Annotated in this window: 16 protein-coding genes and 2 pseudogenes; 3 read left to right on the top strand and 15 right to left on the bottom strand. The window is 57.9% G+C overall.

Annotated elements, in window-relative coordinates:
- The first annotated feature begins 15 nt into the window (after positions 1-15).
- The gene (locus tag F8237_RS35780) at positions 16-1341 is read left to right on the top strand and encodes a cation diffusion facilitator family transporter (protein WP_100554897.1); all 1326 of its coding nucleotides are present in this window, start codon (positions 16-18) and stop codon (positions 1339-1341) included.
- Between the two features lie 291 nt (positions 1342-1632).
- On the opposite strand, the gene F8237_RS35770 is transcribed toward F8237_RS35780, so the two are convergent.
- Complete coding sequence (locus tag F8237_RS35770; protein ID WP_100554898.1) at positions 1633-2001, bottom strand: c-type cytochrome; 369 nt, start codon at positions 1999-2001, stop codon at positions 1633-1635.
- A 10-nt stretch (positions 2002-2011) separates the two neighbouring features.
- Between F8237_RS35770 and F8237_RS37535 the strand changes: the two genes are divergently transcribed.
- Positions 2012-3208 carry a type IV secretory system conjugative DNA transfer family protein gene (locus F8237_RS37535; RefSeq protein WP_476727242.1) on the top strand — a complete coding sequence of 399 codons (1197 nt, stop codon included), beginning with the start codon at positions 2012-2014 and terminating at the stop codon, positions 3206-3208.
- On the opposite strand, the gene F8237_RS35760 is transcribed toward F8237_RS37535, so the two are convergent.
- From F8237_RS35760 to F8237_RS35715, 10 genes and pseudogenes are all read right to left on the bottom strand, one after another.
- Positions 3115-4095 carry a c-type cytochrome gene (locus tag F8237_RS35760; protein ID WP_100554899.1) on the bottom strand — a complete coding sequence of 327 codons (981 nt, stop codon included), beginning with the start codon at positions 4093-4095 and terminating at the stop codon, positions 3115-3117. The two genes, F8237_RS37535 and F8237_RS35760, sit on opposite strands and share 94 nt — an antisense overlap.
- A complete protein-coding gene (locus F8237_RS35755) occupies positions 4092-4742 on the bottom strand; it encodes a c-type cytochrome (protein ID WP_100554900.1) in 651 nt (216 codons plus the stop codon). The genes F8237_RS35760 and F8237_RS35755 overlap by 4 nt, the downstream gene beginning before the upstream one ends.
- 159 nt (positions 4743-4901) lie before the next feature.
- Positions 4902-6350, bottom strand: a complete 1449-nt coding sequence (locus tag F8237_RS35750) for a bifunctional metallophosphatase/5'-nucleotidase (protein WP_100554901.1) — start codon at positions 6348-6350, stop codon at positions 4902-4904.
- Positions 6351-6360: 10 nt separating this feature from the next.
- Positions 6361-6771 carry a DUF302 domain-containing protein gene (locus F8237_RS35745; RefSeq protein WP_100554902.1) on the bottom strand — a complete coding sequence of 137 codons (411 nt, stop codon included), beginning with the start codon at positions 6769-6771 and terminating at the stop codon, positions 6361-6363.
- Between the two features lie 188 nt (positions 6772-6959).
- Positions 6960-7445 (bottom strand): DoxX family protein, encoded by a 486-nt coding sequence (locus tag F8237_RS35740; protein WP_100554903.1) that lies wholly within the window; start codon positions 7443-7445, stop codon positions 6960-6962.
- 220 nt (positions 7446-7665) lie between these two features.
- On the bottom strand, positions 7666-7971 hold the full coding sequence (locus F8237_RS35735; RefSeq protein WP_244626200.1) for a rhodanese-like domain-containing protein: 306 nt from the start codon (positions 7969-7971) through the stop codon (positions 7666-7668).
- 73 nt (positions 7972-8044) lie between these two features.
- Positions 8045-8964 (bottom strand): annotated as a pseudogene (locus tag F8237_RS35730) (MBL fold metallo-hydrolase).
- Positions 8965-8995: 31 nt separating this feature from the next.
- The gene (locus F8237_RS35725) at positions 8996-9796 is read right to left on the bottom strand and encodes a sulfite exporter TauE/SafE family protein (protein WP_100554906.1); all 801 of its coding nucleotides are present in this window, start codon (positions 9794-9796) and stop codon (positions 8996-8998) included.
- Between the two features lie 19 nt (positions 9797-9815).
- Positions 9816-10337 (bottom strand): rhodanese family protein, encoded by a 522-nt coding sequence (locus F8237_RS35720; protein WP_100554907.1) that lies wholly within the window; start codon positions 10335-10337, stop codon positions 9816-9818.
- A complete protein-coding gene (locus F8237_RS35715) occupies positions 10334-10660 on the bottom strand; it encodes an ArsR/SmtB family transcription factor (RefSeq protein ID WP_100554908.1) in 327 nt (108 codons plus the stop codon). The genes F8237_RS35720 and F8237_RS35715 overlap by 4 nt, the downstream gene beginning before the upstream one ends.
- 317 nt (positions 10661-10977) lie before the next feature.
- On the opposite strand from F8237_RS35715, the gene F8237_RS35710 reads away from it, so the two are divergent.
- Positions 10978-12480, top strand: a complete 1503-nt coding sequence (locus F8237_RS35710; protein WP_100554909.1) for a multicopper oxidase family protein — start codon at positions 10978-10980, stop codon at positions 12478-12480.
- Between the two features lie 97 nt (positions 12481-12577).
- On the opposite strand, the gene F8237_RS35705 is transcribed toward F8237_RS35710, so the two are convergent.
- From F8237_RS35705 to F8237_RS35690, 4 genes and pseudogenes are all read right to left on the bottom strand, one after another.
- Positions 12578-12796 carry a metal-sensitive transcriptional regulator gene (locus F8237_RS35705; protein WP_244626182.1) on the bottom strand — a complete coding sequence of 73 codons (219 nt, stop codon included), beginning with the start codon at positions 12794-12796 and terminating at the stop codon, positions 12578-12580.
- 116 nt (positions 12797-12912) lie between these two features.
- A pseudogene (locus tag F8237_RS35700) lies at positions 12913-13662 on the bottom strand (COG4705 family protein).
- A gap of 176 nt (positions 13663-13838) precedes the next feature.
- Entirely contained in the window at positions 13839-14372 is a 534-nt protein-coding gene (locus tag F8237_RS35695) for a cytochrome b (protein ID WP_100554911.1), read from the bottom strand.
- Between the two features lie 41 nt (positions 14373-14413).
- On the bottom strand, positions 14414-14728 hold the full coding sequence (locus tag F8237_RS35690; RefSeq protein WP_100554912.1) for a ferritin family protein: 315 nt from the start codon (positions 14726-14728) through the stop codon (positions 14414-14416).
- Positions 14729-14780: the final 52 nt, after the last annotated feature.

Below are 14780 nucleotides of genomic sequence, written 5' to 3'. Positions count from 1 at the left end.
CCTTGAAGGTACCACATGCTGACGAAAATACAGGATTGGTTCGGTCTGTCGCCGCAACGGCAATCAGTTGACCTCGGTCACGGGCATGACGACGGCCGGGGCCATGGCCACACACACGGTACGATAGACCCCACCATCGCGACGACAACGCGGGGCATCTGGGCTATCAAATGGTCGTTCATCGTGTTGGCGATCACGTCCATTCTCCAGCTTGGAGTCGTTACGATTTCGGGCAGCGTCGCGTTGCTCGCCGACACGATCCATAACGTCGGAGACGCGGTGACCGCAATCCCTCTCTGGATTGCTTTCATGTTGGCACGCCGCAAGCCGAGCAAGACGTTCACCTATGGTCTGGGGCGCGTCGAGGATCTGGCGGGCGTGATCATTGTCGCGATCATCCTGTTCAGTGCCGTCTTCGCCGGCTATGAGGCGATCGAGCGCCTGATCCATCCGCAGAGTATTGATTTCATTCCGTGGGTGGTTGCCGCCGGCATCATCGGATTCATCGGCAACGAAGCCGTGGCGGTATTCCGCATTCGGGTCGGGCGCGAAATCAACAGCGTGGCTCTCATCGCCGATGGTTATCATGCGCGCACCGATGGTTTCACAAGCCTGGCCGTCGTCGCGGGTGCGATCGGCGTTTGGCTAGGATTTCCGCTTGCAGACCCCATCGTGGGTCTCCTCATTACGATCGCCATCTTCGGCATCGTCTGGCAGTCGTCCAAGGCGGCGTTTGTCCGGATGCTGGACGGCGTCGATCCCGCCATCACCGACGAAGTCATACACGCTGTCGAGCATGTCAAAGGTGTCCGCCGGATTCTTGAAGTCAAGGCACGTTGGCTTGGACATCGCCTGCTCGCTGATATCGGCATCCAGATCGACGCCGACATGACGATGGCCGACGCCGACCGTTTGGCGGACAACCTCAAACATGAGCTGTTCGAGCATATTCCCGGCCTCAGCGTGGCCAACGTTCGCGTTTCGTCGCGATTTGCCGGCGATACGGTGGCGCCCGCGAACCATCATGCGCCGGAGCCGTTCCAGGTGCGGAGCCATCTGGCGGAAGGAGCGCTTTCGATCGCGAGCACACCGGCGGGCGAGCGGATGCGGCTCACCTTGAATCGCCCCATTGATGGATTGAACGCCGTCGTAGTGATCGCGCGCGCCGGCCTTGCCGAGACGCTTGTGCTTTCTCCATCTTCGTCGAGTCCTTCAATGCTCGAAAGCACGTCCGCGCCCGCCGAGCCGCATGAATTCGACGCGCGGCTTATTCTGTCGATAAATGGCGAAGAGGACGTTCAGGAATTTCGTATGGAGGAGCCGGCGGGCCACGGTCATTGAAACTCCGAGCAGCCGCCCGCTATGCAACTTGGGTATCCGCCTAGCTAAGACGTCGGCTCAGGCCTCGCCATTCCGGTTGCTGAACCGAACGCCGAGTGTCGGGAATTCCGGACGGCGACGCCACCCAAGCGACGCGCCGGTTGCCGAGTGGTTGCGCACCGTGCAGCTAATCGCCCCTCCCCCGAAGGAAATCGTCGCGGCCTTCGGGATCCGGTGGCGCGGCGCCGATCTATTGTCATCTTCCATCCAACATCCTCCGCTTCCTCCGGCCGACCAACGCTCGCCTTCGGCTCAGTGCTTGTGTTCGCCCCTCTGCGCAGTCTGCATCCCGGCCCCGGCCTTCCCGCCTTTATCCGGTTTCTTATCGCCGCCCTTGTTCATCGACTCCATCTCTTCGTCCGGCGGTGCCCTCGCCACCACGTCCTTGTAGTGCTCTGCGGACAGGCCGGGCAGCTTGGTGACGAAAGCGACGATACTCCAGATGGCCGCATCATCGTGCCCGAGCCCCCAGGCCGGCATGCCACTCATCTTCAAGACATGCTTCGTGACCCAGAACGCCGTCTTTGGATCGATGCGCTGCTCCGTGAGATTCGGGGGCTTCAGGTAGAGGCCGGGCCGGATTTCAGAATCCGATTGCTCCGGCGCAAGATGGCAATTCATCCGCCTCGCCGTGATCAACCGCTATTCGATCCTGCTGTCGGGCGGGACGAGCTCGGGCAAGACCACGTTCGTGAATGCGATCCTCAAGGAAGTGCCGGTCGACGAGCGCATCATCACCATCGAGGATACGCGGGAGATCAACCCGGTCCAGAAGAACTACCTGCCGCTCATTGCCTTCAAGAGCGACCAAGGAGAGCGACAACATTTGCCGACATGGGTCGTCGACAGTTTCAATCAATATATCGCGCTCGAGCCGGAGACGCGCAACAGCGCCGTCTTCAATGTCAACATGGCGATGTCGCTCTGGAACAACGGGCTGATTTCAGCGGCAACGGAGACCTCAGACTTCGACATTCGCGAGCTACGCCGCCGGCCGATGACGATCTTCATCGGTTGCACCATCGCACAGTTATCGATCTTCCGACCGCTGATCCGCATCCTGTTTCAGCAGGTCCATGATCTGATGATGGTGAAGATCCCCCGCGAGGACGAGCCACACCAAGTGCTGCTGATGCTCGACGAGTTCTATCATGTCGGAAGGATGGACTCGCTGATCTCGAAGATCACGATCAGCGCCGGCTATGGCTTCCGCATGGCCATCATCATGCAGGACATTGCGCAGCTCGATGAGCTCTACGAACACGCGCATCACGACGGTGTCCGGTTCCCAGATCAAGCTGTTCATCCAGATCAACGACCTCGTGACGTCGGAGTTCGTGTCGGAGGTGCTGGGCGAGACAACGCAGGTCTACCAGACACCAATCCAGCGGCCCGGGCAGGGGATATTCGCGCCGCGCGTCTGGTCTCCCCACTACACGCCGCGGCCGCTGCGCAGCCCGCTCGAGCTGCGCGAGATGTCGGCACGGCGTTCAATCCTGCTGGTGAAAAACTCGCGATCGTTCGAACTGACCAAAATCCGACACTAGACGCCCACGCTGGCCGCAAAGAAGGACGACCGTCGCGCCGCCGTTGTCTCAACGGTGCGTCAAAACTCCTGTTATATTCATGGGAACGTCACGGCGCTTGGCACCGCGGGTCGTCATCCACGCCTGCGTGGAGCCGTGCGGCCACCGGGCGTTTCGAGAGGTCGTTAAGCTCAAGCGGTGCGTTGACTCACTCATTTTTTGCAGGTGCCCCGAGTGAGGAGCTCTGGCCAAGCACGACGCCATTCACCGATTGGCCATACATCGACATGGGTGAGTCGTGATACTTCTTGCGGGTTTCGGCAACCGAGCCCGAGAATCGCGGATCCTGAGGACGCTCCTGGCTATCGATAAAGGTCGCCACGTCCCAGGCTTCCTGATCGCTGAGCGTGTTGCCCTGGCTCAGCGGCATGTTCGCTTTGATAAAGCCGGCGGCATTCGTAATGGAGCTCATGCCGGCTCCCCAGTTGTACGAGCGCGCTCCCCATAGGGGCGGAAACACCACCGTGCCGTCGGACGAGTTTTGTCCCTGCCCCGTAACTCCATGGCAGACAGCGCATTTTTGCACATAGACCTGCTCCCCGTGACCATAGTCGAGCTTGGCAGGCTTCGGTAGTTTCGGATAACCGCGACCGGGCAAATCGACGCCGGTCGGCGCACCCTTCGCCAGGAAATAGGCATAGGTTTCGATGGCGACGAGAACGTTGTCGCCCAAGGGGGGCGCCTTCCCGTTCATGCTATAACGAAAGCAGCCCTGTACTCGCTGCTGAAATGTGTTCACATGACCGTTCTTGTCGCGGTACGCCGGATAGGCGACGTATGCGGCCCAGAGAGGCGCGGAGTTCGCGAGCCGGCCTCTGTCGATATGGCAGTTCGCGCACTGAAGCGCGTTACCGACGAATTCCTTGGCATTGTTCTGAGTATCATGGAAAATATCCGAGCCGAGCCTGACCATTTTGCCGAAATCGTCGTCGGGTATTTCGTCGTCGCGCGGAGGCGTGAAGACCTGCTTCGCCTGCGCGCCCTTGTCAGTCGCATTTGTGTCCTTCGTTGATGTCCCCGCGGTCTTCGGGTTTTCTGGCCGCGGAAGCGAATAGCCGACAAATCCGGCCAGCCCGAGAAAGAGCAAGCCCGCTGCCCAGGTTTGCGGGTTGGGTCGGCTTTCGCTCATGGCTTCGTTCCTTTCTGCCCTGCAGATGCCGAAGCGACTACTGGCAGGCTGGCATAGTATGCGCCGACCGCGGCCATCTGCGCTTCATCGAGCTTGCTCGCGATCCCCGTCATCAAATTCAACGGATCGTTGCCGCGCTTTCCTTCCTTCCACGCTTTCAGCTCTTTTACGATATATTCGGCGGATTGGGCGGCCAGCTTCGGAAACGAATCACCAACACCTTGTCCGGCCCGGCCGTGACATTGCCCACAGCCCGGCAAGCCCTTGGACCAATCTCCTCGCAGCGCGAGAGCAGCACCTATGGCGAGGGTCTTGTCATCCGGCTTTTTCGGCTCCTGCACTTTGGGGGCCGACAATGCGCCGTAAAAGGACGCCACCGCTCCGCGCTCGTCCGCGCCAAGCGCCTTGGCGATGGGGTGCATGGTTTCACTTTCGCGTTTTCTGTCGGCAAAATCGTTGAGCTGGCGCAGAAGATATCCGCTATCAAGTCCGGCAAGCCTCGGATAAGCGGCATCGAGCCGCCCCTCGCCTTGATTGCCATGGCAGGCGGAACAGGCAGGCGCCCCCTTATCGTTGCCATTCGCTGCTATGCCGCTGCCGTCCGCCGCAATCGCGGTCGCGATGAACAGTCTTGCCAGCAAGATCATGAAACAGCCAGCCGAGACTAGCGCGAGAAGGTTGACAGACGTCGTCGACCGAGCAGGCAAGTTCTCGGGAGCTTCCGCGCATTCCGCTGCCCTTTGATCCCCGGATGGTGGTAGCGACTGGAATGCCAAAATGTATGTCCCGTAAGTCCTGCGATTTCATCACACAGGAATAAACCGCCCCAGACCCTCGTTCGGATGAGTTGATTGCCTCCGAAAATAGTCTTGTAGTGCATTGATCGCCTTGACCGGCAAGTCTTGCCGATTCCGACCAAATTTCTGAGGCACACCTTGGGCGGTCACGAAGGCTGCTTTGTAGCTGTGGTCCGCCGCTAGGGCCGCGTCTGCCGTAAAGATGTGCTCGATTCGATGGCCCGGAGGATTTTCAAGCTTGCCGTAGATGGTCAATCCCCTGAAGCGCTTGAGGTAGCCGCCCATCTGCCCGAAAGGATCGGCTGAAAATGTCCGCTCTAGGCTCTCCTCCATCATCTCTTGGATTTCCACGCCGGTAAGGTCTACGGTCGAGATCGGCGGATTGCTCGGAATGATATTCCAGAGATCGTTCATGGTAACCGGGCCTGGTGGGACCGGTGCACCATATCGCCAACCATTTGAAAATGCGATATCCGTTTCCCCGGCTTTCGCAGCGGCCGCAAGGAGCACATCGTCCATCGACGCGGAAAGGATCGTGTCGCGGTGCAATCCGATAGGTGTATTGCCGACAATCTCTGCCAACATGGCGCGATGGGGACTCATTACTTCGTCAACAAGGCGCTGCATCACCGGGTCCGGCTCTATAGCATCGCTGACGGAAATAAGCTGATGCTGTACATCAGAAATCCTTCCGTCGGTTACGTTCAGGTCCAGCCGTCCAACAAAGGATCCATGGCAACCGGACTGAATGATGAGTGTGTTCCCGATCCGGGCGGGGCGTTCGAGCCGGTTGTGCGTGTGACCGCTGACGAGGATGTCGATGCCCTTAACGGAGGCCGCGAGTTTGACATCTTGAGGAAAACCCAAATGCGACAATACGACAATCAGGTCGACTCTCTCGGCGCACTTTAGCCGATTGATCTCTGCAGGTAGCTCATCTAGACCCAAGGTGAAGCGGAGGCCCTCGCTGAAATGTGGCGGCATGCTTTTGTCAAGGATTGTAGCTGCGATTCCGATCACGCCGACGCGCAGTCCGGCGCACTCGAGAGCCACGGATGCGGGAAAAGCTCGATCACCGGTCGCCTTGTCGTAGCAGTTGATGGCGAGCATCGGGTGGTCAAGCCGATCGACCACCTTGCGGAAGTGCGCGGGGCCCCAGGCAAACTCCCAATGCGCCGTCATAGCGTCGAGTTTCAGCGCGTTGACGAGCGGGATCAAAGCTTCACCGCGACTTACGGCGGCGGGGTATGTCCCATGAAACGTATCACCATTGTCGAGAACCAAGACATTGCCAGGATTTTCACGACGCGCGGAATTTAACAGCGAAGCGATTCGCGCGTATCCTCCGAGCGTGGGGTAAGACGCTTTGCTTCCGCTCCAGACAAGCTCTGGATGGGGTTCCAGGTAGCCATGTGTGTCGTTGATCTGAATAACTGTCAGATTGCAGGATTGTGTCATTCGACCTCCGCTACGCTGGCGGAGCTTGCTTGGCTCCAATGTCTGCAATTACTTCCTGCAGCGCAGCGCGGACGCTTGCTGCAATTCCAGCGAGCTTGGGGTTCTCGATTGCTTGCATAGACGCTACCGGATCCACAGCTGAAATTTCAGTACGACCCGAATCACGCTCTTGCAGGACAACATTGCAAGGAAGCATGGTGCCGATTTTATCCTCAGCCTGGAGCGCTTGGTACGCCATTTTTGGGTTGCAAGCGCCCAGGATACGGTAAGGATGAAAGTCCACATCCAGCTTCTTCTTTAATGTTTGCTGCACATCAATCTCGGTGAGCACACCAAAACCATGTTTCTTCAAGGCTTCGGTAGTCGCAGAAACGGCGGCTTCCATCGGCAAATCGACAGTCTTAGAAAAATGGTAGCTCATGAGCGTTTCTCCAGGCGCGGTAAAATATGCGGGGTTAGCTTCGCTGTTAACGCCGTTCGACAGCTAAGGTTCACTGACATCGCGAATGGCTCGGGTCGAACGACAGCACGCCTACCACTAGCCGCGTTCAGTCGGCGGCAGCAGCACCGGCCGTCGCGGTGACTCCAGCCGCGACCGAGAGCTATTTCCTAGCTCGCCTTCGCACGATTCGTAGCACTCCCGTCCACAGTAGGTTCAACGGCTAAAGCTAACGCGCGGTCGATTGCAATCGCACCCGATCCGTTAAAGGCGAAATGAATCAACGCGCCAAGGATAGCTATATTCTTGAACAACGGCCCGGCGTGGCCGGGAGCCACGTGCAGCGTAATCGTAATCGGCACCAGAGTCATGAAAAGCGCGACGGACGACAGCCGGGTCATAAAACCGATAGCAAGCGCGACCCCGGCCGGAACGAAAATAGCTCCGGAAACCCAGAGCAAAACAGATGGATTGCCGATCGTGTTGATTGTATTTGCCCACGGCGATTCAGCTATCCGCTCAAGCATCTGACGATGCTCCACGAAATGTCCGAGCCCGCCAACGATGAAAATGAGGCTGAGGCAACCGCGAAAAATGAGGTCCGAGAAGCTTGAGTTTGTTTTCGAGAACCGCTGTAATTGCGCAATAAATGTCACTCTTCAATCTTTGAGATGAACGGCCCAGGCGCACGCCAATTAACGCTCTCGTTTATCGGCCAGAGGACAGGTACTTGGCGAGCGCTGCACCTGCCAACACCAGCACCACGATGACGACAATCCATGTGAGGCCCATGCCAAACATCATTCCTCCGCCTGTACCGTCCATCATTGTCTTGGGTCCTTCTGTTTAGATTGCACTAGTACGTCACGATCCGACTCACGCCGCGCTTTCGGTTTCGCCGCCCGCCTTTTGCATCGCCGGGAATCCACCGGCTACATGCGAGACGTTGGCGATACCGATGCTCTTGAGCGTCTTCGCAGCCAGCGCTGATCGGTTGCCGGAAGCACAATAGAGCACCAGCCGCTTGCCGCTGCTCAACGGCTTGACATGGGTTGGGCTGTTGGGGTCGGCATGGAATTCTAGGAATCCGCGTGAGGCATGCACCGATCCCTTGAGAACGCCAGTCTTGCGTCGCTCGTTGGTTTCCCGGACATCGACGAATACCACATTCGGGTCGTCCATCAGTTTCACGGCGGCGTCCGCCGAAAGCGTCTCGACCTCCGCCGTGGCCTCGGCGACGAGTTCTTTTGCGCTCTTAATGTTCATGGAGGTCTCCTTCATTCCAGGGCGCGCTTTCGAGCGCCCCAAGGGGATTTTGAGATAACGCCGGCCGTTCGACTCTGGATCGGGCAGCCGACCGCCTCGAATGTTCACTTGCAGGGATTGCAATATCAGTTTCGGCATAGGCAGTTTCTTGTCACGAGTCTGCCGAAGCGCCACGAACTCAGCTTCGGTCTTCGCCTCTCTAAGGTGAATGTTTTCGGATTTCTGCTGTCCCACCGTACTTTCCCAGGCGGGCTGGCGCCCGCCTGGCATGTAGTCGTGTCCGGTGAAAACCTTGGTGTCCTCTGGCAACGCAAGAATCCTATGGATACTTCTCCAAAGTGCGTGCGCATCCCCACCCGGAAAATCGGCGCGTGCCGTTCCGAAGTCTGGTTGGAACAGGGTGTCATGAACGAAGATTGCATCTCCGACACCGTAGGCGATCGAGGCAAGCGTATGCCCCGGCGTAAACATCACCTCGACATCACAACTGCCGATTTTGAACCGCTCGCCGTCGACGAACAGCTTGTCCCATTGCGAGCCGTCGGTCGGGAAGGTGTCGGAGTAATTGTAGATTTCTTTCCAGAGCTTCTGCACTTCGACGACCTTTTCGCCGATCGCGGTCTGGACGCCCGTTTTGCCCCTGAGATAGGCCGCTGCCGAGAAATGGTCGGCATGCGGATGCGTGTCGAGAATCCATTCGAGCGTGTAGCCCTCGTTCCGCACATGATCGAGTAGCTCATCGGTCGACCACGTAGCTGTTGAACCGGACTTTTCATCAAAATCGAGAACAGGGTCGATGATGGCGCAGTGCCGGGTCTCGGGATCCGCGACAACGTACTGCACACTGAAGGTGCGTTTGTCGAAGAACCCCTTGACGATTGGACGCCCCTGCAACGCTGACTTCACCATGCAACCGTCCTTTCCTGGAGATAAGAGATGTTCAAGCCGCGAACAGCGTCACCGTTCCGCGCGCGACGACGTAGAGGCCGACCAGAATAACCAGGCCAGCGAACGTCAGATTGAGTGACCGCTTCCTTGCTGCGAGCGCTTTTCCGAACGCCACACCGGCGACGCCGCCAACCAGGCCGCCGAGAACGAACAGGCTGGCAATCGGCCAGTCGATCATTCCGGAGATTGCATAGCTCGCTGCAGTTGCTGCCCCGAATGCTGCGACGGCAACGAGAGAGGTGCCGATCGCCATCGTCAGGGGCATCCCGGTCGCAAGCATGAGGCCGGGCACGATCAGGAAACCGCCTCCAATTCCGAAGAAACCCGACAACAGTCCGACCGCAAAACCGATGCCCAGCAGCAGCGGTAAAAGCTCGCGTGCCGTTGTCATCGACAATCGCACCTCCGGATTCCCCGCCGTACTGCGGCTGCGCAGCATGGTGATTCCCACGATGATCATCAGCGCGCCGAACAGGACCAGGAGTTTCTGCCCATCGAGCGCTTTGGCCACCGTAGAGCCCGCAACCGCCCCGAACACGCCGGCTGACGCAAAGACGGCCGCACAGCGCCACTTCACATTTCCGGCGCGGGCATGGCTCACCACGTTGCCGAGTGCGCTCAGTGAGACCGCAATAGCACTTGTGCCGATAGCGACATGTGGCGACGTGACCCCGACAGCGTAAACCAGAAGAGGAACTGCGAGGATAGAACCGCCGCCCCCGACAAGGCCGAGCACCAGACCAACAATTCCGCCCGAAATCGTTGTCGAAATGCCGACGGGAAAGTCCATCATGGCTCAGCAACGCTCCCTGTTACGCCTGAGCCATTCGATTCCACGGAGCAAACGCGAGAATTCGGGCCATAACGCAGGTGCCGGTGCTCCCGGCGATGACCAGACCGGCGCCGACGAATCCCGATAGGGCGTAGAATCCCGGATGCAGCAGCGCGCCCAAACCAACGCCAAGAATCACGAGACTGCCTGCCGCGATCTGCACCTGCCGCATTATTTCGATCGGCCGGCGGGTATCCTTGAGAACCGGCAGCCCGGCCGCTTTCCAGGCGTTCAGTCCGCCACGTAGAATGTGTGCGTCGCCGCCGGCAGCGACCGCGAGCTTTTCCGCCGCTGCACCGGTTCGGCTTCCTGACCGGCAGTGAAAGATCAGCAGCTGCGCCTCGTGCCGATCCAGCGGAACGGTAAGGCGGGACAATGGAACAAGCTTGGCATTTGGGATACGCTCGCGCGCATGTTCGTCCGGTTCGCGCACGTCGATGAGCAAGGCCCCCTCTTCATTGATCAAGCGCAATGCTTCCTGTGGATCATGATGTGTGGTCATTTGTGTTTTCCTGATTTTCTGACCGGCTTACAAAACAGCCGATGAAGCGTCGCAAAAAGCTCTTCAATCCGCCCGTCCGCGATTCGGTACCAAACCGTGTGGGAATCTCGTCGAAACGTGACGATTCCCTCGTCGCGCATTTTCGCAAGATGTTGAGACAGCGCGGATTGGCTAATGCCGACTGCATCGACGAGGGAACCCACGGTCGCTTCGCCGTATTCGACCAGCTGGCAAAGAATCATCAACCGACGCTCGTTCGCGAGCGCACGGAGAATGCCCGCCACTTCCATGGCGCTTTTCTCAAAGTCCGCGAGATTCAGCATAGTCGTCACTATGTCACTTGCATTGCATTAGTAGTTGCTAATTTAGTGTGTTATGATATTAATTCAAGAGGCCTCGTGCAGATGCCAGTCCGGATACTCTATTCGCGTCACGGAAGGTGGCCGAAACAGGCCTTAAATGCGCGTTAGCCGCAAAGGGACGCCCGGTCGATATCTCGGATGACCGTTGGGTTCTTCTCCCGCGATTGAGCCCAGGGTTCTGATATAATATTAGATATTGCTAATTTTTCGGCCGCCATATCTGTTTCTCATCAGCACGTAGGCGTTCGAATGACATCCATTGAACCGCAGGCGTACCGATGAAATTCAACCGCCGATCCTTTCTTGCCGGTGCTGGGGTTATCGGCGCAGGCGCCTTCACGTCCTATTATGCCGATTGGACCGCGGCGGATGCGGCAGCGGAACGGCAGCCCCTGCGGATGCCTCCACTTATTGACGCGCGGAAAGAAGGCAACGCGGTTGCGCTACACGTGCAAGCGGGCACGACTGAATTCTTTCCGGGACGAGCGAGCGCTAGTCTCGGGTACAGTGGGAGCTACCTTGGTCCTTCAATCCGTGTCTATCAGGGGGACGACGTTGAGATTGCCGTGACCAACACGCTGAACGAAGACACCACGGTTCATTGGCACGGCCTTCTCATTCCAGCCGAACTCGATGGCGGACCCCACCGGATCATCACCGCTGGTAACGTTTGGCGTCCGGCGCTGCCTATTCGCCAGCCAGCCGCCACGCTGTTCTATCATTCCCACGTTCACGGGCGGACTGGAGTGCAGGTGTATTCCGGGCTGGCAGGCTTGCTGCTTGTTACCGATGAGGCCGAGCGGGCTCTTGCTTTACCCTCTGAGTACGGTGTCGATGACCTTCCCGTGGTCATTCAAGACAGGCAGTTCGCGGACGGGCTAATGGTGGTCCCGCAAGGAATGATGACGATGATGCAGGGACGTCGTGGCAATACCATCTTGTCCAATGGCACCCCGAACGCCACGGCGCGTGTTCCAAATCGATTGGTGCGTCTGCGGCTCGTAAATGGGTCTAATGCCAGAATCTATGACCTTTCGTTCAGCGACAATCGAACGTTTCACTGGATCGCAAGCGAGGGCGGTCTTCTCGATCGCCCCATCAGCGTCAGCTCGCTCACACTTGCGCCGGGCGAGCGCGCCGAGGTGTTGGTGGACTTTTCGAATGGCCAAGCCGTGTCCCTCAAGACGGCTCCGGACACCAACATGCCGATGATGACGGGACCGCTGGCAAAAGCACGCAATTTCGCGAAGGAAATTCTTGGCGGTCAGGGCGAGACAGTTTTGCAGTTTGACCCCGTTGGAGGCCATGGCGCGCCTAGCAAGATTCCAGAGCGCCTTGTGGAACGGCCGCGTGCGGATCCGTCGAAAGCCAACACACGACGCCGATTTGTTCTGAATATGGGGATGGGTGGAATGGGCATGGGGGGTATGATGGGCGGAGGGACGGACTCGGGTGGCGGCATGGTCATCAACGGCCGTCCGTTCGATATGAACCGCATCGACGAAAAAGTCCGGCTGGGTGATACTGAAATCTGGGAAGTATCGGGAGAGATGATGTCCCACCCCTTCCATATTCACGGAGTGCAGTTCGAGGTCCTTAGTCGCAACGGCGGCAAGCCGATTCTTCGCGACGCCGGTACTCGTGACACTGTAGTCATTAGAGCGCCGGTGGAATTGCTCGTGCATTTCAATCAGCCTGCCGAAATAGCGCCATTCATGTATCACTGTCATATCCTGGAGCACGAGGACAACGGCATGATGGGACAGTTTCGCACAATCTGACATCGATCGAATAGCTGCAACCGCCGTTCCATTCGATCCCTCTTGGCAGGGAGTGCATAGAAGCCCTTACCCGCCAAGATGGAACTTGCATCGCCGCTCATCGTTCCGTCCGGCCAATGACGGCCATCAATTCGGCGACCTTCTTTCGCTGGTCTACTTTGTCGCCACTCGCGATGGCGTGTTCGACCCAGTGGGAGACATGGTCTTTCAGGACTTCTTCCTCGACCCGCCGCAGCGCGGCACGGACCGCTGAAATCTGCGTGACGATGTCGATGCAGTAACGCTCCTCCTCCACCATCCTGGAAAGGCCGCGCACCTAGCCTTCGATCCGGCTGAGGTGTTTTTGACAGGGCTGGTCCGACAGGGCAAGCTGCTCGATTACGTTTATGTTCCTACCTCTATTCGGCTCTCGCCTGGATGCCTGCCAGCCCTCTACGGCAGCAGCAGTATGCAGGCGACGATAAACGCCGCGAGAATTGCCGAGATAGAAGCGGCTAAAGGCCATGCCGCCGTCAGCAAGCGGCTTATCGAGCAGGTCGCCCACGGTGGCTCCCAGTGGCCGCGTAAGGATGAACGCACTCCAGAACAGCAGGGTGCGTGATACATTTGTATAGAAATAAGCTCCAGCAATCACGACAAGACCGGCACCGAATACGAGCGCACCCCTTTCATAACCGAGCCCGGTCGTGTCAGCCATCCAATCACCGAGCGCCGTACCCAGGTTTGAGAAAACAGAATAGCGCCCCAGTAGAACATCTCGATCTTCGGCGAAATTCACGGTGTCGACGGATACCGAGCCGGCCGACCAATACCAAACGCCTAGGGCTGCCATGAGGAACAGGAAAAGGATCGATGCGCCGCCGGCATAACCGATGCCGAGCGATCGGTCCGCAAAATCGGCCATGGTGGACCCCGCGGTCGTGGTTGCAACGATTACGGCCAATAAAGGAACGGGTGGAATTTCTTCGCGGATACCTGTGCGGCGATGGCTGCAACGAAGATGCTGATAAAAATCGCGCTGCCGATTGCGTAGCCAAGATGCATCGACATTAAGACGGCATCACCGGCAGTTTCGCCGAGCGTCGTGGCGGCGACCTTGATGATCCAAAAACCCAAAGTGACTACCGGAACTTTGCTTGCATGAAGATCGATAACACTGACTGTTTTGCGAGGAGCTTCCATTATTTGATCAACCTTGTCGTTAATCCGGGAACCGTAGGCCAAATTTTGTCGCACCTATTCCGCTGCGCAACGTGACTAACCGAAGCGCGAACGTCTGGATGCAAGTGCCTGAGAACAGTTAGCCCGACAGAGTTAGGAGCGAATTAGCCCGCCGCCTTGACAGGAGCCCGAAGTGATCATGACCCGGGAAGCATTCGCTGCATGATCCGGTCGCGCAAGACGAAGACATGTATGAGGGCTGCAATAACGTGAATGCCGATGGCGATGAGCAGTCCCCATTCGGCTGTTTGATGCCAGCCACCGATCAGGCGGCCAGCGACGGATTCGGGAGCGGTCAGCATCGGCAGCGGCACAGCGAAAAAGAATGATATCTGCCAGCCCCTAAACGATGCAAAGAACCAGCCTGTCACGGTGGTTGTAAAGACCAATCCATAGAGAAGCCAATGAACGTTCTCTGACATGAGACGCTGCCAGCGCGGCAGCGTATCCGCCGGTGCGACAGGGTGGAACAGACGCCATACAAAGCGCAAGACGATCAGCATCAGGATGATAAGCCCGATCGAGATGTGCAAAGTCATGGCTTTTCCGGGCGTCGCGCCCCGCCGAATGTCGGGCATCAGCCAACCGATCGGGAACTGGACCAGGAGGAGCGCCACGATCATCCAATGGAAGACCTTGGCGGTATTTCCGTAGCTGAGTTGTTTTGTCATTCGGCAATCTAAGTCTCAATGAGAAGGAATGGATCGCAGTCTCAGTCTGCCTTCTTCTCGGCCTTCTCCGCCGCTTCGACGATATCCCCGTCGGTGAACAGAATGCCCTTGAGAATCTCTCGCCACTCCTTCTTGCGTCGAAGTAGAAATTCCAGGTCCATGCCGAAATGCTTGAACTCCTCCTTTTGAGCATTTTCCATGATCGCACGGGCTTCCTTGTCCTTCTCAAGTGAAATTCGCTGCTCATACCAGCCGATTGCCTCGGCTTCTTCGACCAGCCCGGTGATCATCCGCGCAAAGGTGCGTATCTCCGAGGAGAGTTCGGCAGCGGGCTCATGATATTGTTCGGTGGCCATACTCTGTTCCTATGATTGTTCGTTGGAGTCGATTTTTGGCCGCATCAGGGGT

It is taken from the genome of Bradyrhizobium betae (genome assembly GCF_008932115.1).
GTDB lineage: Bacteria > Pseudomonadota > Alphaproteobacteria > Rhizobiales > Xanthobacteraceae > Bradyrhizobium > Bradyrhizobium betae.
The sequence above is the reverse complement of the archived record's forward strand: the minus strand, read 5'-3'. Positions and strand labels throughout refer to the sequence as shown.

Bases quoted from the DNA above. Each gene is read 5' to 3' on its own strand.
- F8237_RS35780 (WP_100554897.1), top strand. From the start codon at position 16: ATGCTGACGAAAATACAGGATTGGTTCGGTCTGTCGCCGCAACGGCAA.
- F8237_RS35770 (WP_100554898.1), bottom strand. From the start codon at position 2,001: ATGAATTGCCATCTTGCGCCGGAGCAATCGGATTCTGAAATCCGGCCC.
- F8237_RS35760 (WP_100554899.1), bottom strand. From the start codon at position 4,095: ATGAGCGAAAGCCGACCCAACCCGCAAACCTGGGCAGCGGGCTTGCTC.
- F8237_RS35755 (WP_100554900.1), bottom strand. From the start codon at position 4,742: ATGATCTTGCTGGCAAGACTGTTCATCGCGACCGCGATTGCGGCGGAC.
- F8237_RS35750 (WP_100554901.1), bottom strand. From the start codon at position 6,350: ATGACACAATCCTGCAATCTGACAGTTATTCAGATCAACGACACACAT.
- F8237_RS35745 (WP_100554902.1), bottom strand. From the start codon at position 6,771: ATGAGCTACCATTTTTCTAAGACTGTCGATTTGCCGATGGAAGCCGCC.
- F8237_RS35735 (WP_244626200.1), bottom strand. From the start codon at position 7,971: ATGGACGACCCGAATGTGGTATTCGTCGATGTCCGGGAAACCAACGAG.
- F8237_RS35725 (WP_100554906.1), bottom strand. From the start codon at position 9,796: ATGATGGACTTTCCCGTCGGCATTTCGACAACGATTTCGGGCGGAATT.
- F8237_RS35720 (WP_100554907.1), bottom strand. From the start codon at position 10,337: ATGACCACACATCATGATCCACAGGAAGCATTGCGCTTGATCAATGAA.
- F8237_RS35715 (WP_100554908.1), bottom strand. From the start codon at position 10,660: ATGCTGAATCTCGCGGACTTTGAGAAAAGCGCCATGGAAGTGGCGGGC.
- F8237_RS35710 (WP_100554909.1), top strand. From the start codon at position 10,978: ATGAAATTCAACCGCCGATCCTTTCTTGCCGGTGCTGGGGTTATCGGC.
- F8237_RS35695 (WP_100554911.1), bottom strand. From the start codon at position 14,372: ATGACAAAACAACTCAGCTACGGAAATACCGCCAAGGTCTTCCATTGG.
- F8237_RS35690 (WP_100554912.1), bottom strand. From the start codon at position 14,728: ATGGCCACCGAACAATATCATGAGCCCGCTGCCGAACTCTCCTCGGAG.